Source organism: Bradyrhizobium sp. S3.12.5, assembly GCF_040548225.1.
GTDB lineage: Bacteria > Pseudomonadota > Alphaproteobacteria > Rhizobiales > Xanthobacteraceae > Bradyrhizobium > Bradyrhizobium cytisi.
This window is the reverse complement of sequence record NZ_JBEPRF010000025.1, coordinates 1-20,429: the sequence shown is the minus strand read 5'-3', so window position 1 is coordinate 20,429 and position 20,429 is coordinate 1. Positions and strand designations below refer to the sequence as shown.

The following is a 20,429-nucleotide window of genomic DNA, read 5'->3' as shown; positions in this document are numbered from 1 at the left end:
GCGTCCTCTCCACGCCCCGCCAATGGCCGTCTGATACCCATGCCAGCGGCGGCGTGCAACGGATGCCAACCCGGAAAGACCTGCCATGACCGCCCATTACGACGCCCTCGAGACGCGCGAGCCAGCGGTGCGCGAGGCCGAGCTGCTCGCCCGCCTGCCGGGCGTCCTGCGCAGCGCGATGAGCGCGCCCGCCTATGCCGAGCGGCTGAAGGGCATCGATCCCGCCTCGGTAACGTCCAGGACGGCGCTGGCGGACCTTCCCCTGCTGCGCAAGTCGGAACTGCCCGCCCTGCACAAGGCCTCCCAGCCCTTCGGTGGCTTCGTGGCGGCGACCCCGGGGTCGTTTGCCCGCCTCTTCACGTCCCCGGGGCCCATCTTCGAGCCGGAAGGCACCCAGACCGACCCCTGGCGCGGAGCGCGGGCGCTGTTTGCCGCGGGGTTTCGACCGGGCGACGTCGTGCTCAACGCCTTCAGCTACCACCTCACCCCCGGCGGCTTCATCTTCGACGCCTCGGCTCGCGCGCTGGGCTGTGCGGTGATCCCCGCCGGTCCCGGCAACACCGAGCAGCAATTCGAGCTGATCGAGGCCTATCGTCCTGTCGGCTACAGCGGCACCCCCGATTTCCTCAAGATCCTACTCGATGCCGCGGCAACGGCGAGCCGCGATGTCTCCTCGATCAAGCGCGCACTGGTTTCGGGCGCCGCCTTCCCGCCCTCGCTCCAGGCCGAGATCAAGGCGCGCGGCATCGACGCCTACCAGGCCTTCGGCACCGCCGATCTCGGCATCATCGCGTTTGAGACCGAGGAGCGCGAGGGCATGGTCGTGAACGAGGACCTGATCATGGAGATCGTCAAGCCCGGCACCGGCGATCCCGTCTCCCCCGGCGACGTCGGCGAGATCGTGGTGACCTCGCTCGATCCCCACTATCCCTGGATCCGGCTTGCGCTCGGCGACCTCACCGCGGCGATGCCGGGCTCGAGCAAATGCGGTCGTACCAACATGCGCATCAAAGGCTGGATGGGCCGCGCCGACCAGACCACCAAGGTCAAGGGCATGTTCGTCCGCCCCGAGCAGGTCGCCGAGATTGGCAAGCGCCATCCCGCGCTCGGCAGATTGCGGCTCGTCGTCACGCGCCAGGGCGAGAGCGACGCGATGACGCTGAAGGCCGAGACCTGCGCATCGAGTGACGCACTACGCGAGGAGATCGCGAGCACACTGCGCACGGTGACAAAACTGGGGGGCGCCATTGAGCTGGTGAGCCCCGGCGCACTGCCGAACGATGGCAAGGTGATCGCGGACGAGCGGTGACACTGCCAACGACTCGATTCGGGAATTAACAGGGCAAACCTGCAAAATGGCCGCGTTCGTCCGGGACAAAGGCCGCGAGAACCAACGGAAAACAATTGCTTGATCGGACAAATTCCCGTTGACCGCCAGCGGGAAAATCCTCGCGAAATGACGGGAAACTGACGCCCGAGACGCGAATCGCGGCCGACTGCGCGATTTCGTGGAGGCTCAGGCTGCGCCGATTGCTGCGCGCGGCTATTTGGGGAACATAGGAACACCAAGGAATCAACGATTCGAGCGCGCAGCGCGATGGCAAAGGGACGTTCGTGGAGCGTGGAGACCGACGCAAGGTTGAGGGCCTTGGCCGCCACGAGCAGATCCGCCGCGGAAATCAGCACCGAACTTGGGCGCAGCACGTCCTCGGTCCGTAAACGCCGAAGCGCTGGCGATCGATCTTAAGAAGATCTCGTTGCGCCAGCGTCCATTGCATATTCCAACTTTCCTGGAGAGGGCAGCAATCTCGGCCATGGTAGCCGGACATCCCATCCCTGCGGTCGTCTGAATCCGCACTTGGATCCGACAACGGCAAACCACGAGCCGGTACAGGCTTACATATGAAGCCACCGAGACCGGCATCATGGCGGTGCGCCGCAAGATCCCGATCGAATCTGGATTGCTTGGGCGAACCGTTGGCCCTCCCCCTGCGGCTCACTCGCTCAACGCTGGTGAAGCGATATTGCAGCCTATCCCAGACTGGAAAGCTGCCGCGATCACCCTTAGTCAAAGTCTAGCGAACAGCGCAGGGAGCCGGACCGTTCGTCACTCCCCCGCATCGTGCCCAAAGTCAAATCTTGGCCCTAGAGAATTACGATACGAAACTCTTCGCTACCGACTTCTTCAATACCTGTCAGACCAGGAATTCGCCTGTATGGTGGTAGGTGTTGATGTAGGCCGTCAGAAAGGCATCGTTCGTGGCGAACTTCCCAACCAAGTCTGGATGTGCTTGTTCGTAGGCCGCGACATTGAAGCCGGCGCGGCTTCGACCTTCGGTCGCTCCATACGTGATGTAGTGAGCCGCACCAGCGTCATTGTTTGCGCCGTACGCATTCATGAGATCAGTGTACTGCGCGATGTAAGCTAATCCATCGAAGGTTGTCGTTCGGCCTTCCGCTGACCCATAATTTATGAAATGAGCTGCCCCAGCCTGTTCGTTAGCTCCAAAGGCATGGATGAGATCGCTATAGCTCGCAATGTAGTCGTAGCCGTCGAACGTCGTAGTACGCCCTTCTTGATTTCCATACTCGATAAAATGAAATGCGCCGGCGTCGCTATTCGCGCCAAAAGCTTTGATCAGGTCCGGGGAGCTGGCAATGTAGTCTAGTCCATTGAATGTAGTCGCGCGATTCTCGTTTATGCCATAATTGATGTAATGCTGGGCGCCAACGTCCTCGATCGTTTGCATGGACCCTGCGGCATGAAACGCGTTTATCAGATCTTGGAAGCTTGCAATGTAGTCTAAGCCATCGAATGTCTCTACACGCTGCTCAGTCGCTTCATATGTATGGAACCAATTTTGCATAGCGGCGAAATTCGAGCCAAAGGCGTGAATCAAATCCGGAAAACTTGCTTCGAAGTTTTGAATGTCGACAAAGTGGTTGGCACCGGACGCTGTGCTCGCATAGGTTAGATCATTGGCATGAAGCTGATGCGCCGGATCCGACGCCGTGACGTTCTCTGTCACGGCAAGGACGGCGGACGCCGTGCCGGTATTCCCTGCCGCATCAGTCGCTTTCGCGGTGATGTCGTGCGTCCCCTGCGCCAGCGCCGATGTCGCGATACTGAACACGCCAGTCGTCAGGTCCGCAGTGCCCGTGCCAAGCACGGTCGTGCCGTTGCTATCATACAGTGTCACTGTGCTGCCGTGCTCGGCCGTGCCGTCGATCTTCACCTGCGGAAAGTTGGTGATGCGATCGCCGATCGTGCCGCTGTCCGTCGTCGCGTCGAGGGACAGGCCGGTTGGCGGGACCGGCGCCGTGGCGTCCTCTGTCACCGCAAGGACCGCGGACGCCGTGCCGATATTCCCTGCCGCATCGATCGCTTTCGCGGTGATGTCGTGCGTCCCCTGCGCCAGCGCCGATGTCGCGATACTGAACGCGCCAGTCGTCAGGTCCGCAGTGCCCGTGCCAAGCACGGTCGTGCCGTTGCTATCATACAGCGTCACTGTGCTGCCGTGCTCGGCCGAGCCGTCGATCTTGACGTGCGGAAAGTTGGTGATGCCATCGCCGATCGTACCGCTGTCCGTCATCGCGTCGAGCGACAGGCCAGTCGGCGGAGCCGGCGCCGTGGCGTCCTCCGTCACGACAAGGACGGCAGACGGAGTGCTCGTATTCCCCCACGCATCGGTCGCTTTCGCGGTGATATTGTGCGTCCCCTCGGCTAGCGCCGATGTCGTAATACTGAACGCGCCAGCCGTCAGGTCCGCGGTGCCCGTGCCAAGCACGGTCGTGCCATTGCTATCATACAGCGTCACCGCGCTGCCGCGCTCGGCCGTGCCGTCGATCTTGACGTGCGGAAAGTTGGTGATGCCATCGCCGATCGTACCGCTGTCCGTCGTCGCGTCGAGCGACAGGCCGGTCGGTGCGACCGGCGGCGTCGTATCCGGATGGACGCTGACCTGAGCTACTGCCGTTTGCCACCATCCGGTGGCGACATATTCATTCGATATCCAGAACCCGTTCGGATTGTTCGGATCGGCGATGGCGGTCGAATAGGTGCCCCAGCGCTGGTCGTTCAGAGCGCCGGAATCGAAAAACGCAGTGCTCGCCTGGTAAAGCGTCGGCGCGCTGAAGGCGGAAGCGCCGGCGCCGAGCGCCATATAATAGTCGGAAGGGTACATGTTCGGCCCGGAGGCCGAAAAATTGATGAGCACGTCGCCGCCCTGGTCGACCGCAATCGAAGGGTTGAATACGGCGACACCCGTGCCGATGGACGCGCCGGAAATGACGTTCCCGATGACGTATTGCGGATTCGTGGGATCGGTGACATCGAGCTTGAACCACTCGATTTCCGCGGGCGCCCCCGCGCTCGGCATGACTTCGCTTACGCCATAGACGTAGTTGTGTCCTCCGGAGGAGCTGTAGGCAAGGCTTTGGAGGCGCCCGTCGCCAATGTCGAGCGTCTTGGTCGTGCCCAACTGCGCGGCGGTGAAGTTGTTTCCGCCCCCTCCCACATCGGCATCGCCAAGATAGAGCGTTTGGGTCCCGCTGAAGCCGTGGGTCGGATCGTAGGTTTGATATGTGAGCCCTGTCTCCCTGCCGGTCGAATAGGTGCTCAAATAGTAGGTTTCCCCGTTGTCGCCGGCGATATTGCGCGCGATACCGCCGGTCGGTGACACGCTTTGGCTGGCGTCGGGCGTGATCGCCGTGTTTCCAGCGGCTATGACGCTGCTTTCGTTGACGACGAATTCGCCGTTGTTGTAGCCGCCTCCCGCGTCGAGATATTCGGGCGTGGAGATGTAGATCTTGCCGTTGCTGACCGACAGATAGGGCATGTCCGCTTGGGTCGTGGTGCCGCTGGACGTGTCGATCGAAGCCAGATGCCAGCCGTGGTTCGGATCGCTATCGATCGACACGGCGACATCGATATTGGTGGCGAAATTCCCGGTTCCCGGCTGGAAATTTTCCGCGACAATCACATAGTGGCCGGTCGAACTGTCATAGGCGACGCGCGCGTCGAGCAACCTGTTGTCGAGCGTGGCGCCAAGCGCCGAGAACAAGGTGGACAATGATCCGTTGGGTACGATTGGATTGCCGCTGAGGTCGGTTATCTCGTAGTGCGTGGTCTCCGCGGTGAGAATGTCATTCGGCCCTACCGCCAACGCATTTTGGGGCGGAGTGTTGGTCCGATCGGACAATCCGGAAAATGAATGGTCGACCGAGGTGGACGACGTCGGTGGCGTCGCCGAATAGAAGTTGAGCGCCGGCACGCCGGCGCTGGCGCCGATCGGCGCAGCGCCGTAAAGGCTTTCGATCGTGGCGAGCAAGGAATAGGGATCGGCCGGCGAGTCGTTGACGACCCCGGCCGGAACTCCCGCGCCGACGACGATCGCCGCAACGTGATCGGGGTAGGTCACCGCTGGATTGGTGTTGTTTTCGTCGAAGGTGACGATCAGCAGCGAATTGTTGGCCTGCGCCCAGGCAACGTAGGCGGAGAGATTGGCCTGGACCCAGGCATCGCCCGCCGGAATCCCGCCGCCATTGTCGCTCGTCGGCGTCATGTTGTCGGCGTCGTTGGGGGAAACAAAGGAGACGGTCGGAAGGTTGGCGAAGCCGGCCGCGGTCTGAGGAAAGGCGCTGAAATCGTGGCCGTCATTGGCCGAATTGGCGAAGTCGATCCAAGGTTGGCGTTCGGGGGCCGCCGTGGTTTCGGCGTAACCGCCGAAGGTGTAACCGTGCGCGGCGAGCGTGCTCGCCAACGTCGGGACGCTGGCCGGAAGCTGGGTAACGGCGCCGTTGGTGGTGACGCCCTGCGTCGAGCCGGAGAACAGGGCAATGTAATTGGGCTGACTCGGATGGGTCACACCGTAGTCGTTGGTGAGCAGCATCCCCTGAGTGACCAGCGAGTTCAGGTAAGGCGCCTGGGGATTACCTATGATGTCGGAGTAGTTCTCGTTTTCCAGGGAAAGGACGACAATGTGGCTCGGAGTCACGGTCATGATCGTCAGGCCTCCCTTGCGGTTCGAGGCGCGCAACCTTTGAAGCGTGGGAGACCGCGGTGCCTGTTGGTCGATCGAGCAGGTTCCAAGACGACCACTGCAGTCTCGGAACGCGGGGTACTTGGCATCCGCATGAATTCCCCTCCGGAGTGCGGCAATACAGATTTAAGCGCGCCGCTGCCGCGGTCCGTCGGCCTCTTCAAACGGTTGATGACAGAAAGCCCCGACTCGCTGAATCAGACGCGACGAACTGCGATTTCGCCTCAATCGTCGCTGAGTTCGCCTGTCGAGCCAATGGCTCTGAGGGGGTACCCCAATCTCATGACGGCCGGCAGCGTCAAGTGCATCGCCCCTCCCGCATCGGATCAAAAGTCAGCTCGGCGCGCTGATTATTCAGCCCACATGGAGGTCACTCCACCCAAAACCGCTAGACCATTGCGATTCTCCATCAGAGCATGGCCTCTATAGCTCAGCCTGGCCGTCACCCTTCTTGTCGAGCCACGACTCGGATTCGGTCGTGCTCGCATGGGTCTCGTTGGATCGCTTCTCCTTGTGGAAGCTGCGCTCGGCATTGCGTCCCGGACCGTCATCGTCTTTGTCGCTGCCATCCTTCTTCCGTAAGCTCTTGATCGAAGCCAGGCTTCAATCAGCGTACCGTCCACCGAAAAATGATCGCTCGATAGCAGACTCTTGACCTTTGGCTGCGCCAAAAGCGCGTTCAGGAACTTGGGCGCAATCTCGCCCTCAAGCGGCGACGTTGGCTGGTCGAGCGGCTGGCCGCGCCGCGGTCCCAGCATCTCCTCCATCTTCTCGATGAAGATGCGCTCCTGTCGACATGGTTGGCATCGCTCCGAACTTGCAAGATATGGCCGAATTCTACACTCTTCAGAATGCCCGGGACTGGCAGCTCGATCCGATTGCCGCGACGGACATCGAAACCAGGCTCGCTTCGTACGGTTTTGATCAACACACGGTCAGCATGGAGGTCTATGTCCAGGCTCGCGAGGCGTTCTCAATCTTTGAAGCTTTGCTGAATAGCACTCAGCTTCGACGCCTCCTGTTGCTGAAAGAGCTCAATAACTTTCGACGAGATCGGTCGGAACGGATATTCCCCCGCCAACCGGCTCAAGAGGGCCTCTCGCCGACCGAAATTTCACTCACCGCTCGCAGGTGAGGGCGAATTATCGTCAAATCGCACCCAAGTGCGACCGCCCTTTTCGCGCCAAGAATTGGATGCGATAATCCCCCTCAGGGGGTCACCATTGCCCGCGAATTTGCATGCTGACGGCCGAGAAGGCGTTCTGGCGCTGCGTCCAGACCGGCGAAGCCCCCCACCTGTTTGGAATCGAAACGCCCGGCCCGCGGCTGGAGGCCATCAAGGGGTCAACAGGGCTGGATCGAACTCCTGGGCGGAGCTTGCAGCAACCTATCTTCGTACGGGGATCACGAGCTGGCGAAGGCGGAGTTGAAGAAGCTCGTGCCGGAAGATGCCAGGGAGGCGATCGAACACGGCCTCAAGGCCAAGCGCTCCAAATCGGGCGCGATCAGTTTTGATCCCGTTCAGGGAGAGATGACCCATGCACACGTCCAGTGAGCGCATCGGCGCAATCGCGGCAGCGTTAGCCAAAGCGCAGGCCGACCTGACCAATCCCGAAAAGACCTTGACCGCCACGATCCGTTCCCCGTTTCCGCGCGAGAACGACAGAATCTTCCGCTACGCCTCACTTGCCAGCGGGCTCGACATCGTCCGCAAGGCGCTCGGCCAGCAGGAGATCGCGACGATTCAGACGACCCGTACCGAAACCGTCACCGGATACATACATCTCACCACCTTGCTGGCTCACTCGTCCGGAGAATGGATTTCTTCGGACTTGCCCGTTTGCGCCAGCAAGGACGCTGAGGCGGTGCCGCACCGGATGGGCGCAGCTCTGACTTACGCCCGGCGCTACGCGCTCTTTGCCTTGGTCGGCATCGCAGGAGAAGATGATCTCGATGCGCCGGACGCGATCGCTGGCCCGCCAGCGGCGATCGAACCACAACCCTCCTTAGGATCGAAGGGAAAGCCCGTCAGGGGCGTTTTGAACCGACCACCGGTGCTGCGGGCAAGACTCCGCTAAGCTGCGCGAGCGGCTGCTCGGACAAACAAGCTCCCTTGCGACAGGCGAGGAACTGCTCGCCTGGACCATGACCAGCCTTCCTGTCAAGAACACCCTGATGGAGGCGGATGCCCGCATCGTCGAGGCCGCCTACCAAGTAAGGCTGGAAGCAACCGTCCTTCCCGCCGCCGATTTAGAGCAAGGATCCTCCACGGAATTGGAGCAGAGACCAGTGGCGGAATCTACTCAAGCGAGCGCAGCCGCCAGCTCTTCTGGGCAAGACGCGTGTCCGCCGGACGGCGGCCAAGATATCGGACTCGCCTTCCCCAAGGATCCGCCGCGCAAGCGAAGCAAGGCCCACCTGCTGTTTATCCGGGGACAACCGTGCCCTCGTCTGCAAGCGAGCTCCATCCGATGCTCACCATGTGAGGTTCGCCCAACCGAGAACTTTGGGCCGCAAGGTCAGTGACGAGTTCACGGTCCCCTTTGCCGCTCCCACCACCAGCAACTGCACCGTCACGGCAATGAGAAGGCTTGGTGGGCCGACATGCAGATCGCGCCTTTGCCGGTCGCTAAAATGTTATGGGCGGCAAGCCCGTTTCGCGAGACTGCCAACACGGAGATCGTCAGCAATAGCCATCCCCCAACTCTCAACCCAAGGCCCCTCTGCGACGACGGCGCGACCAAGGGGCTTAGGACGCGCTTTACAAACAAGCGCCGTAGGCAAAAAATATACATAATCCAATCTTCTTGGACTCAAGCCTTGGCATGGCATGGACGAATCGCCGGAACCAAGGGGCCAGCCGACTCACTATTTGGGCCAACAGCAGGTCGATTCGGGCCAACAGCAGGTCGTCCAAAAGCACCGTTTCGCGGCGACGTCCATCTTGTAGAGAGCTTGTGATCCCCAAAATGCTGCGGATTGATTTCCAGCAGTGCTTGTATTCACCTCTCTCAGGGGCGCTCTGGACAATGCCGCTCCATAATTCACGCGCATCCAAGCGCACCCGGAGGTCGCGGGCAAGGGTCTTGCTATGGATAGCAGGCGCGCGAGTATCTTATTGCACGAGCGCTTCGAAGGTACTACCGCTTTCGCGAACAATCGCGTCGAATACCGTTTCTCCTTTTATCGACGGCTGCTTCGGCACCGTGTGCAGACAATCAAACGCGTAAAATTCTCCTTTTATCGACGAAAATATTTGTCTCGGCAGCGCTGCTGTTCCTTGCGCTTCGCAAGATCAATTTCAGCGACCTCGTGTCGCGCCTCGAGGCTGAAAGCGTCGGTTGGGTATTGCCCGCAATCGCCATCGCGCTGCTTCAGATCGTGCTTAGCGCGCTGCACTGACACGGGATTACCGCCGAATGCGGCTCGCCACTGACAACCACGCAAGCTCTGCGGTTCAATCTGATCGGTTCATTTTTCAATCAGACGCTGCCCTCATCGATTGGCGGCGATGCCGTCCGGATATTGCTCGTACAACGGAGCGGCAACCACTGGCGGGCTGCCGGCTGTTCGGTCTTTGTCGACCACGCGATCGGTCTGATCGCCCTGGCAATCATCGTCGTGGCAAGCCTCCCCTGGAGTTATGAACTCATTACAGACACCAAAGGCCGCTACGGTCTACTTCTGATCGACTTCGCCGCCCTCGCGGGCGGCCTTGGATTTCTCATCTTTGGCCGGCTTCCCTGGCCATGGTTGAGCACGCGATGGCAGACGAAGGGATATTTTCGCCTGCTCGGTGATTGCGAACCGGTTGCTTTTCGGCAGGCAACGCGGACCGAGGATCGTTGTCCTGTCGCTGCTGATTCACTTGCTGACCGTGACCATGGCTTGATGTGTGGTCCGCTCGATCGACGCGCCCGTTTCATATGTGCAGGTTTTTGTACTTATTCCGCCCGTGGTGCTCATTACCATGATTCCGATATCGATCGCCGGCTGGGGCGTGCGGGAAGCAACGATGGCCTGGCCTTTGGCTATGCCGGTTCATGACCAGCGAAGGCGTCAACATCTCGCTGCTGTTTGGCGCCGTGTCCTTCCTGGTCGGAATTTTAGGGACTGGGCTGGATTCTGAGCTTCGAGAAGACCGAAGTAGCTGTTCCCCTGGAGGCTTCTGAACAGAGCCGATAATGGTTTCCCGATCTCGCCCTGCCTTGTGAAGCGAACCAAGTTGTTCCGGCAACCATCCGGGTGCTGACGCGATCACGCTACGGGGCAGCCACAAACTGCTCTGGGTGGGCTCGATCCGATCGCCAGCGGCCTGTCGCGGGGTACGAACCGCGGCAGGCCATTCCTCACGGAACAGGTCAAGGATAAACGATCGCGCTATTACAAGGGTGCTCCATCTTCGCTCTGGAATCGGTTGCGGCTATCGCGAAAAAATTTGTCACTAAACCACGGCGCCGCGCTCTAGTTGATTGACAGGACGCCAGTTTTACCCTCATTGCCGCGGCATGGAGCTTCATGCTAAGGTTGCCCGAATGAAAGCCTCGGTTGCGCAGGACAAACAGAAGGAAATAGATTTCTTCGACGGCCACGCCGCCGCTGACAGCTATGACGTTTTCACGCCCGAGAGCAATATGCGGTTGATCGAGACGTGCGCGCGGCTGGCCAGGTTGAACCCGGGGGCGCGGATCGCAGATCTGGGTTGCGGCTCCGGCGTCTTCACCGACCTATTGCGGCAGCAAAGTTATAATCCGGTCGGTCTTGACATTAGTCCGAAACTCATCGCCTTGGGTCGAGCCAAGTATCCAAGTGTCGAATTTCTCGAAGGTGACGTCGAGCATCTGCCGTTTCCCACCGCGAGCCTGGACGGAGTATTGCTTAGTGGACTGGTGCACCATCTTCCCGATCCCACGCGTTGCGCGGCCGAAGCGTTCCGCGTCCTGAAACCGGGCGGCTCTTTCGTCGCGTTTGACCCAAACCGCTTGAACCCGTTCATGTATCTGTATCGCGACCGTTCCTCGCCGTTTTACAGTTCGGTCGGCGTAACCGAAAACGAGCGACCGGTACTCGCGTATCAAATCGCGGCAGTGTTTCGGCGATCGGGGTTCAAAGTCGGCACGGATTATATCTCCGATCTGAGCTATCGCTACCTGGCTTCTTCAAAGCTGCGTTGGCTCTTGCCCGCCTACAATGCAATTGACCGCGTCGTGTTCGCGCCAAATTTCATGAAACCATTGCGTTCGTTCGTCCTAACCTATGGTGAAAAGCCGTGACCGTCGCCGATCTTCCCGCTTCCGCCCGCAAGACCGACACCCAGACTGCCGATTTAACCGTTATCGGCGGTGCCGGACATGTCGGCATTCCGCTCGTGCTGTCCTTCGCCGCGAAGGGATTGACCGTCAACGTCAACGACTTGAATCGGGACAGTCTCGCCGCGCTCAAGGCGGGCCGCCTTCCCTTCATTGAATATGGCGCCGAAGAGGTTCTAACCAACGCGGTCCGTGACAAGCGCCTGATCTTCACCAGCAAGCCGAGCGAGATTTCGAATTCGGGGCCGGTCATTGTTACCATCGGCACGCCGGTCGACGAGTTTCTCAATCCGGAACGACATGTCGTCCAGAAATGTATCGACGTTCTGCTGCCGTATCTTCGCGATGGGCAGCTCCTTGTGTTGCGCTCGACGCTCTATCCTGGAACCACCGACTGGATCAACGAGCATCTCAAGCGGATGGGCCGCAGCCTCAAGGTGGCGTTTTGCCCGGAACGGATCGTGCAAGGTTACGGCATCGAGGAATTAGCCCGGATGCCGCAGATCATCAGTGGCACCACTCCGGAGGCCGCGGAAGAAGCCGCGGCACTTTTCCGTTCCATCGCGCCGGAGATCGTGGTGCTGGATCCGATTGAGGCCGAGTTCGCAAAACTGTTCGGCAACGCTTACCGTTACATAGAGTTTGCGGTGACCAATCAGTTCTATCTGATCGCCAAGTCGGCTGGACTCGACTACCAGCGTATCCTGAAGGCGATGAAGTACAATTACCCCCGCGCCAGGAACATTCCGAAGCCAGGATATGCGGCGGGGCCATGTCTGATGAAGGACACGATGCAGCTGACGGCGTTTGCCCGCAACGAGTTCACGCTCGGTAACGCCGCGATGCTGGTCAATGAGGGCCTGCCGCTGCATATCGTCAGTGACCTGCGTCACCGTTACGACCTTCGCAAGATGACAGTTGGTCTGCTGGGCATGGCGTTCAAGTCCGAGATCGACGACGTGCGCGCCTCGTTGAGCTACAAGTTCAAGAAGGTGTTGAACGGCTATGCGCACGACGTTCTGACCACCGATCCGTTCGTGACCACCGATCCTGAGCTGCTGCCGCTCGACGAGGTGATCGCACGCAGCGATGTTCTGATCCTCTGCACGCCGCACGACAGCTACAAGACCGCCGACCTGAAGGGCAAACCGGTGGTCGATGTGTGGGGAATGCTTGAGAACGCCAACCTGATTCCCTAAGAGCGTCTTGAGCGAAGCACGCCCTTACGCTCTTGTCCCAAGCGTGGACACTATTTCGCGTGAAGACAGCAGAACAAGACATGGAGCGGGTCAATAGGGCCAATTCTGCCTCTTCTTGGCTCGATCGATGACCTTGCTCCCCGACCGCCGACCGGTAACTTAATTGATCGTAAAGAGCGCCAATCGATGGACCCTCAGCTCGACGTCGTCATTCCCGTTTACAATGAGGGTTCGAACATTCTCGCCACCCTCGGGTCACTGGCCCGCGAGGTCAAAACGCCGACCCGCGTGCTGATCTGCTACGACACCGACGAAGACGACACGCTGCCCGCGGTGCGTAACAATCCGGAGGTCTACGCCGGCATCGAAGTCAAGTTTGTCCGCAATCCAACGCGCGGGGCGCATGGCGCCGTGATGGCCGGCTTTACCGCCAGCACCGCTCCGATCATCGTGGCCTTACCCGCCGACGACGATTTCAATGCTGGAATCATCGATTCCATGGTCGCCCTGGTGCGCGAGGGCTGTGACGTGGTTTGCGCCAGCCGCTTCCTGCCTGGCGGTACGATGAAAGGTTGTCCCTGGCCGAAGGCCGTACTGGTGCGGACGGCCGCGTTTACGCTGAACCATGTTGCGGCGCTTCCGACCAAGGATCCGACCAGCGGATTCCGCATGTTCTCGCGCCGCGTCATCGAACAGATCGAGGTCGAGTCCGACAAGGGATTTTGTTACAGCATCGAGTTGCTGGTGAAGGCGCACAGGTTGGGCTGGCGTATCGGCGAGGTTCCCGCACTCTGGTACGAGCGGCAGCACGGCTCCAGCAGATTTCGCGTGCTGAAATGGCTGCCTGCCTATCTGCGCTGGTTCCGATATGCGTTCGCCACCACCTATCTGCGCCGATCGCCCGAAACCGTCACCATGCAATCCAAATCGATCTGAAGAAATTGACGCATGTCTGATCAATGGCCGAAAGTTCGATCCCGCCAGACCGTCACGATGTCGCCATGGGTGAAGATCATCGCGCGCGAGATCGAATTTTCGCCGGGCGGCCCGACGCAAATCTATCACGCGGTCGATCAGTCGGACTATCTCGCGATCGTCGCGCGCACGCCGGACGGCCGATTCCCGATTGTCCGGCAATACCGACCGGCACTGGAATCGTTTACCTGGGAGCTGCCGGCCGGGATGGCCGAGCCCGGCGAGGATTTCGCGGAGGGCTGCCGACGCGAATTGCTCGAGGAAACCGGCTATCCGACACGCGCCATTCATCCACTGGGGACGGCCGCCTCCTGCAGCGCGCGCCTCAGCAACCGTATTCATTCCTTTTTCCTGGAAACGGGCGAGCGTATCGACGACTTCACACCTGAGCCCGGTCTCACCGTTGAATTGGCCACGCCATCCGAACTGGTGCGCATGATCAAATCCGGCGAGTTCGTTCTGCAACTGCATCTCGGCGCGCTGCTGCTTGCGGAGCTGCGATCCTTCATCACGCTGAGAGTGTAGCTGCCACGTTGATCTTTTGAGCGCGTACTCACGCGAGTCAGACTATGTCGGTATTGGGCCGACGCCGTTGAGGCACCCGGGGAGTTTTAGTGATACGCATTGGAATTGTCGGCTGCAACTACGGCCGCCTCGTCCATCTTCCCGCCTTTCGCCTGGACCGGCGCTGCGAGGTGGTCGCGCTTGCCGGGAGCAACGTCGCGCGCACCGCCGAGCTCGCGCGTGCCGCGAACATCCCGTTTTCGTTCGGCAACTGGACAGACCTTGTCGAGCACCCGGACGTCGATGCCGTCACCATCGCGGCCCCACCGAGCCTGCAGCCGGCGATCGCCATCCGCGCCCTCGAACTCTGCAAGCCGGTGTTCGCCGAAAAGCCTATGGCCGCCGATCTAGCCGGCGCCGAAGCGATGGCCCGGGCCGCGCTGACCAGCGGCCGGACCACCATGGTAGATTTCAATTTTTCCGCGATCCTGGCATGGCGCAAGGCGAAAACGCTGCTGGATGAAGGTGCGATTGGCCGCTTGCGCCATGTCGCGGTCAACTGGAACGTTGAGAACTACGGCACCCGAATGCGGATCAAGAACTGGAAGGCGCTAGGCGAGGTTGGCGGCGGTGCGCTGGGAAACTTCGTCAGCCACAGTTTCTATTACCTCGAATGGCTGTGCGGCCCGATCACCCGATTATCGGCGCGGCTGTCGGGCCTACCCGACGAGCCGGCGATGGAAACCAATGCCAGCGTCAGTATGGCGTTTCAGTCGGGTGCCGCCGGCAGCCTCGCCATGAGTTGTGCCTCCTATCTCGGCTCTGGCCATCGGCTCGAATTCTACGGCGAGGACGGAACCCTGACGTTGATCAACGAGACGCCGGACTACATGCGTGGCTTCAGACTGAGTCTCGCGCGGCGCCCGGCGACGGCGCTGGCCCTTTTTGAAGTCGATGATCCCGTAGACCGCAGTTTCCCGGAGGACGGCCGGATCGCGCCGGTCTCCCGCCTCGCCGCCGGCTTCCTCGACGCGATCGAGCAAGGAAGGCGCGCGGTCCCTGGTTTTGCCGAAGCCTATCGCGTTCAAGCCTTGCTCGATGCCGCCCGCCGTGCAAATAACGGCGGCTGCTGGCTCGATACCGGGCCTGAAGTCAAGGAGGAGCGGGCTTGAGTTCTATTCTAGTCACCGGCGGCAGCGGCTTCATCGGCTCCGCACTTGTGAAAGCGCTGGTGAAAGACGGCTATGCCGTGCGTGTGCTCGACGACAATTCGCGCGGCGCGCCGCGCCGGTTAAAAGAGGTCGAAGGCGACATCGAATTCATAGGTGGTGACATCCGCGATGCCGCGGTGGTGGCGCGCGCGGTGCGCGGCATGGACGAGGTGCACCATCTAGCCTTCGTCAATGGCACCGAGTTTTTCTACAGCGCACCCGAGCTGGTGCTCGATGTCGGCGTCAAGGGCATGATCAACGTGATCGATGCCTGCCGGAGCGAAAACGTTCGCTCGCTGGTGCTGGCGTCAAGCTCGGAAGTGTATCAAACGCCGCCGCACGTGCCGACCGACGAAAGCGCGCCGCTGATGGTGCCCGATGTAACCAATCCGCGCTATTCTTACGGCGGCGGCAAGATCATCAGCGAGCTGATGGCGCTCAATTATGGTCGCAAGTTCTTCGACCGCGTGCTGATCTTCCGGCCGCATAACGTCTATGGCCCCGACATGGGCTGGGAGCATGTGGTTCCACAATTCGCAAAGCGAATTAAAGATGTCGCAGCTAAGCATCCCGCCGGCAAACTGCCGTTCGAGATGCAGGGCAACGGGCAGCAGACCCGCAGCTTCTGCCATGTCGACGATCTGGTCGCCGGGGTACTTATGATGCGCGACAAGGGCGAACATCTCGGCATCTATCATGTCGGTACCACCGAGGAGATCACGATCGCCGATCTCGCCAGCCGCGTGGCGACGCATGGCGGCCGTGAGATCGAGCTGATCGAAAAGCCCGGGCCGGCGGGCGGCACAGAGCGCCGATGTCCAGATATCGCGAAACTCACCAAGCTCGGCTACCAGCCAAAGGTGCCGCTGGCTCAGGGTCTCGGTCCGACCGTCGACTGGTACTGGGCCAACGACAATCTGGCGCCCAAACATTGATCCCGTTTCATAAGTCATCGTCCGTCAGGAGGTTTTTCATGTTTCCAACCAAAATTGCGCGTGGCGCCGGTAGCGGCGGAAGTGTTCCCGTCGAGTGCTGCCAGATCTGTGGCCATGAGCCCCTTGAGACGGTGCTGTCGCTTGGCTACATGCCGCCGGTCAACCAGATGGTCGCGATTGGCGCGACCCAGAAGCAGCAGATCTGGTTTCCAACCAACCTGATGTATTGCCCGAGCTGCGAACTGGTGCAGCTTGGCGTCGCCGTCGACCCTGTCATCATCTTCCCGCCGGAGTATCCCTACACCAGCGGCATGACGCGGATCCTGCGCGAGAACTTCGCCAACCTCTATGCCGAGTCCTCGAAGATGCTCGACCTCACCAAGGACGATATGGTGATCGACATTGGCTCCAATGATGGCACACTGATCTCGAACTTCCAGAAGGGCGGCCATCGCGTCCTTGGCATTGAGCCGACCGACGTTGCCAAGATCGCCAACGACCGCGGCATCCCGACCCTGCAGCGCTACTTCTCCAAGGACGTCGCCAGAGAGGTCAAGGAAAAGCACGGTGCCGCCAAGGTCATCACCGCGGCCAATTGCTTCGCCCATATCGAGGACGTCCACGCTATCGTAGAAGGCATCGTCGAGATGCTAGCGCCGGACGGCGTGTTCATCTCGGAATCGCATTACTTGATCGGCCTGCTCGACGATCTGCAATACGACACCGTCTACCACGAGCATCTGCGCCACTACACCGTCGGCAGCCTCGCCTACCTGCTCGGCATGCACGGGCTGGAAGTTTTCCACGCCACTAAGATCCCGACCCATGGCGGATCGATCCGCGTCTATGCCGCGCGCAAGGGCACCCATCCGGTGCAGCCGAGCGTCAAGGAACTGCTCGACAGCGAGCCGGTCGGCGAAGCGATGCGCAAGCGCCTCGCCACCTTCCGCCACGACGTCATGCTCTCAAAGGAGCGGCTTCACGCGCTTATCCGCGACGTGAAGGAAAAGGGCGGTCGCATTTGCGGCATCAGCGCGCCGTCGCGCGCCTCGACACTGGTGAATTATGTCGGCCTTGACTCCAGCATCCTCGACTATGTCTGCGAAATCGAAGGTTCGCTCAAGATCGGCAAGTGCATGCCGGGCACGCTGATCCCGGTGGTCGAAGAGAGCCGCATGTTCGAGGATCAACCCGACTGCGCTATCATCCTGTCCTGGCACATTGCCAACGAACTCGCGCCCAAGCTGCGGGCAAAGGGCTACAAGGGCATGCTGGTGACGCCGCTGCCAGTGCCGAGGGTGCTGTAGACTTCTCAAGAGGGTGCTGTAGACTTCTCAACGCGCGATACTGCTAGCCAAAATCAGACAGAACAATCGAGCGACGCAGGAGTTGAGCGCGCCACTTTTCCCTCGCACGGCGATTAACAAGTTAACAGCTAAAGGGGACATCTTGCCGAGCGGCGGCCTGATCTTTGCCCATAGGGATACCCCTGCCCTTCGCATCGCCGTTCTGGTCTGTCGCCGCAAATTATAACATCGCGGCAATTCCTACGTTCCAGAAATGACAAGGATTGCCCCTGTTGCCTGTACTCTGAGACCGAACTTTGGATCGCTAGGAAGTAGAGTTTTCCGACGCCGAAGCTGCGCGCGAAAAGGCCATAAGGGCATGCTTGTAGTACCGCTGCCAGCGCCGAGGGTGCTGTAGACCTGTTAACGCAGTGCCGCGCAGTGCCCAGTGGTCCAGACCACGTTGTCCGCTTTCAAGGCGATCGATTTCAACAAGGTGTCCCATCTCAGTCTCGAATACAGACCGGCGCGGTACTACCCACGAACCGTCGGCACGCTAAACTATTCGATACGCAGGCTGATCGGCTGATCGCCACCTATCCCCAGCTGCACCCGTTGCTGATCGCGCCGTCATGAAGGCGACTGGATGGCTTTACGTGGAGTGGTTGCGTGGGATACGTTCCCGGCCGCTTTGGAGCGGGTAGGCATGTCCAACTTTGTCTTTTCGCGGCGTTTTCTCTGGGTCGCGGCGGCCACGTCAACAATCACAGCTGTCTACGGCCTTACCCTCGCAATCAGCTTTTGGCGCTCGTTTCCCTATTGGGATCAATGGCGCGCGGTCGTGATGTATCAAGCATGGACTGAACAACAAATGCCGCTCTGGCAATTCCTGCGCGACCATATTGTCGCCCAGCACAACGAGCATCGCGTTCCATTGACTGAGCTTGCCTTCTTGATCGACTTCATTGGCTTTTCGGGCACATCTGAGTTCATGTTCCCACTGTTGATCTTATCTTATATCGGGCTTGGGCTGGTGCTCGGGGTGGTCATTGCCTGCGACGCGACATTCTCCGAGTCGATGACCTGGATTGCGATCTCGCTGGCCTTTGTGCTGTCGCCCATTCAAATTGATAATCTAACACTGCCCTTTCATTTGCTATGGGCACTGTCTGGCCTGTTTTCCTTAGGGGCTTTCTATTGGACTGCAAAGCTTGCCATCGACAAATCTCCATGGCAATTCGCATTGTTAGCATGCGCCGCGACACTTTTGAGCGTCTACAACTCAGCCAACGGACTTGCTGCCGCAGGCATTGTAATACTCATGGCCGAGACGATGATAACTCACTGCGCGCCGAGAACTGCAATTGTGGCCACCGCAGTCATGTCGATCATGATCTATTTCGTCGGCTACTCAGCTCCTGAGTCGACTAAGTTCCATGCAATCTTAACATCGGCGACTGGACTCTATTATTTCATCGCATACTTCCTGGCGCTAGTCGGCGGGATCGCGGCACCGTTCGGACTGGTGGTTTCTCGCGTTGTCGGAGCTTTCGGTCTCTCCATGGCCATTCTTGTGTGGGCGCATGCCAGCCTGCGCGAAGATCTCGATGCCAAGACCATTTCTTTGCTTGCCCTGTTTTCTTGGGCCGCTATATCAGCATTGATGACGGCCGTTGGTCGGGGCGGAATCGGCGCCGAGCAGGCGCTTTGGTCGCGGTACGGAACCATAGTTGTGCTGTTTTGGTTACCCCTTATCGGGGCTATCTGGCGCATGACGCGAAATCGCCCGTTGTCAGCGGCGTGCATTCCTGCAGCCTTAGCTATCCTTGTGCTGACTTGCCTGTCCGGTCTCCCATTCGTCGCCGAGGCGCGGAGCCGCGCGGCGCTGATCGACAAGACTACGGACGACCTGCGGTCAGGACGACCTGATACGAGCGGCATCAATCCTCCTAACCTCGTTGATTTCCTACGGCGGCGTCACCTGTCGATATTTGTTGCTAACTGAACGCGGTCGTTTGTTCATGGATTGTGGACGGGAATCTTGGAATTGTTCCCGTTGATCTGGATGGTGAGACGGAGGTGCCGAGGGAAGTGCTGTGGCAGCACGTTGAGATTAATGCCGCTTGCGGTGATGATGCCCCAGCGCCGTTCACACCCGTTTGATTTGTACGCGGACACCCGAAATATCGAAAGCAGGCGTTACGCTATTGCCTGGAACGATCACACCGACCGCCGCGCAGTCTGTGTTGCTCAAACGGGCAACGGATCAAGAGCTTCTTTTGTGTAATCGCTACTTCTATAACGGCGTCCCTGTTGCCAGAGGGGTCTTTTTAGCGCGGCGACTGTGGGTCACTTGGGTTGTACCCACCTGGTTCCAGCGCGTTCCACCCCTACGTTGTCGTTAACTGCGGCTATCCCTGGCTTTCCAACGTTACTTCTGCCCTTACAGCAATCTCCGCCTCCAACTCGACTTCTACCGTACTTGAATCCGATGCGTCAGGAGCGTCGTACGCATCCGGTGTAAGCCGCAGGCTATTCGGGCGTCCAGCGCTTCAGCAGCTCTGGATTTTGTTTGTAAATTTGGATGAGCTCGATGAGGCGTTCAATGCCGAAGTCGGTGAACGCCTGGACACCATCATCGCCAACGCCATAGACCCATATGGCTCCGTCCTCGATCTCTATTTCATTGGCGACGTCTCGTAGCCAATCTTCGTTTTCGCCGAGGTCCTTGGCGACCTGGGTGATGGTGGTAAGCGCGAAGCCGATGCCCTGGCTTCAGAGTTAGATTGAATGTGCGAAGAAGCCTCCGGCTTGGAACGGAGGTTTGGATGGGATTGGACAGCAAAAAGGACGTCCATTTGGACGGCTCACCGTGAGGGCCGGTGAGCCGGCTGGAGGTCCTCGAAGGACCGTCGGAGCGCCGTGTGCGTTCGGAGGCTGAGAGAGCCCGGATTGTCGCCGAGAGTCTG

At 59.8% G+C, this 20,429-nt stretch carries 13 protein-coding genes and 4 pseudogenes; 14 read left to right on the top strand and 3 right to left on the bottom strand.

The window, feature by feature from the left end; all coding sequences use genetic code 11:
* The first annotated feature begins 85 nt into the window (after positions 1-85).
* Positions 86-1,309 carry a phenylacetate--CoA ligase family protein gene (locus tag ABIC09_RS29955; RefSeq protein WP_354111505.1) on the top strand — a complete coding sequence of 408 codons (1,224 nt, stop codon included), beginning with the start codon at positions 86-88 and terminating at the stop codon, positions 1,307-1,309.
* 886 nt (positions 1,310-2,195) lie between these two features.
* On the opposite strand, the gene ABIC09_RS29950 is transcribed toward ABIC09_RS29955, so the two are convergent.
* Positions 2,196-6,002 (bottom strand): Ig-like domain-containing protein, encoded by a 3,807-nt coding sequence (locus ABIC09_RS29950; RefSeq protein WP_354111504.1) that lies wholly within the window; start codon positions 6,000-6,002, stop codon positions 2,196-2,198.
* Positions 6,003-6,409: 407 nt separating this feature from the next.
* A pseudogene (locus tag ABIC09_RS29945) lies at positions 6,410-6,751 on the bottom strand (IS5/IS1182 family transposase); the annotation flags it as partial.
* Between the two features lie 116 nt (positions 6,752-6,867).
* Here ABIC09_RS29945 and ABIC09_RS29940 point away from each other — a divergent pair.
* From ABIC09_RS29940 to ABIC09_RS29885, 13 genes and pseudogenes are all read left to right on the top strand, one after another.
* A complete protein-coding gene (locus ABIC09_RS29940) occupies positions 6,868-7,176 on the top strand; it encodes a hypothetical protein (protein ID WP_354111503.1) in 309 nt (102 codons plus the stop codon).
* 104 nt (positions 7,177-7,280) lie between these two features.
* Positions 7,281-7,596: pseudogene (locus ABIC09_RS29935) on the top strand (YqaJ viral recombinase family protein); the annotation flags it as partial.
* Positions 7,580-8,723 (top strand): annotated as a pseudogene (locus ABIC09_RS29930) (ERF family protein); the annotation flags it as partial. The pseudogenes ABIC09_RS29935 and ABIC09_RS29930, both read left to right, overlap by 17 nt.
* A gap of 630 nt (positions 8,724-9,353) precedes the next feature.
* Positions 9,354-9,443 (top strand): hypothetical protein, encoded by a 90-nt coding sequence (locus ABIC09_RS37485; RefSeq protein WP_502917715.1) that lies wholly within the window; start codon positions 9,354-9,356, stop codon positions 9,441-9,443.
* Positions 9,444-9,449: 6 nt separating this feature from the next.
* Positions 9,450-10,170: pseudogene (locus ABIC09_RS29925) on the top strand (lysylphosphatidylglycerol synthase transmembrane domain-containing protein).
* Between the two features lie 406 nt (positions 10,171-10,576).
* Positions 10,577-11,314: a class I SAM-dependent methyltransferase gene (locus tag ABIC09_RS29920; protein ID WP_354111502.1), complete on the top strand. Its 738-nt coding sequence runs from the start codon at positions 10,577-10,579 to the stop codon at positions 11,312-11,314.
* Positions 11,311-12,549 carry a nucleotide sugar dehydrogenase gene (locus ABIC09_RS29915; RefSeq protein ID WP_354111501.1) on the top strand — a complete coding sequence of 413 codons (1,239 nt, stop codon included), beginning with the start codon at positions 11,311-11,313 and terminating at the stop codon, positions 12,547-12,549. The genes ABIC09_RS29920 and ABIC09_RS29915 overlap by 4 nt, the downstream gene beginning before the upstream one ends.
* 186 nt (positions 12,550-12,735) lie before the next feature.
* The gene (locus tag ABIC09_RS29910; RefSeq protein ID WP_354111500.1) at positions 12,736-13,485 is read left to right on the top strand and encodes a glycosyltransferase; all 750 of its coding nucleotides are present in this window, start codon (positions 12,736-12,738) and stop codon (positions 13,483-13,485) included.
* 69 nt (positions 13,486-13,554) lie between these two features.
* Complete coding sequence (locus ABIC09_RS29905; protein ID WP_354111499.1) at positions 13,555-14,049, top strand: NUDIX hydrolase; 495 nt, start codon at positions 13,555-13,557, stop codon at positions 14,047-14,049.
* An 89-nt stretch (positions 14,050-14,138) separates the two neighbouring features.
* A complete protein-coding gene (locus ABIC09_RS29900; protein WP_354111498.1) occupies positions 14,139-15,200 on the top strand; it encodes a Gfo/Idh/MocA family protein in 1,062 nt (353 codons plus the stop codon).
* Complete coding sequence (locus tag ABIC09_RS29895) at positions 15,197-16,174, top strand: NAD-dependent epimerase/dehydratase family protein (protein ID WP_354111497.1); 978 nt, start codon at positions 15,197-15,199, stop codon at positions 16,172-16,174. Before ABIC09_RS29900 ends, ABIC09_RS29895 begins: the two co-directional genes overlap by 4 nt.
* A gap of 38 nt (positions 16,175-16,212) precedes the next feature.
* On the top strand, positions 16,213-17,481 hold the full coding sequence (locus ABIC09_RS29890) for a class I SAM-dependent methyltransferase (protein ID WP_354111496.1): 1,269 nt from the start codon (positions 16,213-16,215) through the stop codon (positions 17,479-17,481).
* 685 nt (positions 17,482-18,166) lie between these two features.
* The gene (locus tag ABIC09_RS29885; protein WP_354111495.1) at positions 18,167-19,465 is read left to right on the top strand and encodes a hypothetical protein; all 1,299 of its coding nucleotides are present in this window, start codon (positions 18,167-18,169) and stop codon (positions 19,463-19,465) included.
* Between the two features lie 527 nt (positions 19,466-19,992).
* On the opposite strand, the gene ABIC09_RS29880 is transcribed toward ABIC09_RS29885, so the two are convergent.
* Entirely contained in the window at positions 19,993-20,226 is a 234-nt protein-coding gene (locus ABIC09_RS29880) for a hypothetical protein (protein ID WP_354111567.1), read from the bottom strand.
* Between the last annotated feature and the right edge of the window lie 203 nt (positions 20,227-20,429).

Bases quoted from the DNA above. Each gene is read 5' to 3' on its own strand.
- ABIC09_RS29890 (WP_354111496.1), top strand. From the start codon at position 16,213: ATGTTTCCAACCAAAATTGCGCGTGGCGCCGGTAGCGGCGGAAGTGTT.
- ABIC09_RS29910 (WP_354111500.1), top strand. From the start codon at position 12,736: ATGGACCCTCAGCTCGACGTCGTCATTCCCGTTTACAATGAGGGTTCG.
- ABIC09_RS29950 (WP_354111504.1), bottom strand. From the start codon at position 6,002: ATGACCGTGACTCCGAGCCACATTGTCGTCCTTTCCCTGGAAAACGAG.
- ABIC09_RS29940 (WP_354111503.1), top strand. From the start codon at position 6,868: ATGGCCGAATTCTACACTCTTCAGAATGCCCGGGACTGGCAGCTCGAT.
- ABIC09_RS29920 (WP_354111502.1), top strand. From the start codon at position 10,577: ATGAAAGCCTCGGTTGCGCAGGACAAACAGAAGGAAATAGATTTCTTC.
- ABIC09_RS29885 (WP_354111495.1), top strand. From the start codon at position 18,167: ATGTCCAACTTTGTCTTTTCGCGGCGTTTTCTCTGGGTCGCGGCGGCC.
- ABIC09_RS29955 (WP_354111505.1), top strand. From the start codon at position 86: ATGACCGCCCATTACGACGCCCTCGAGACGCGCGAGCCAGCGGTGCGC.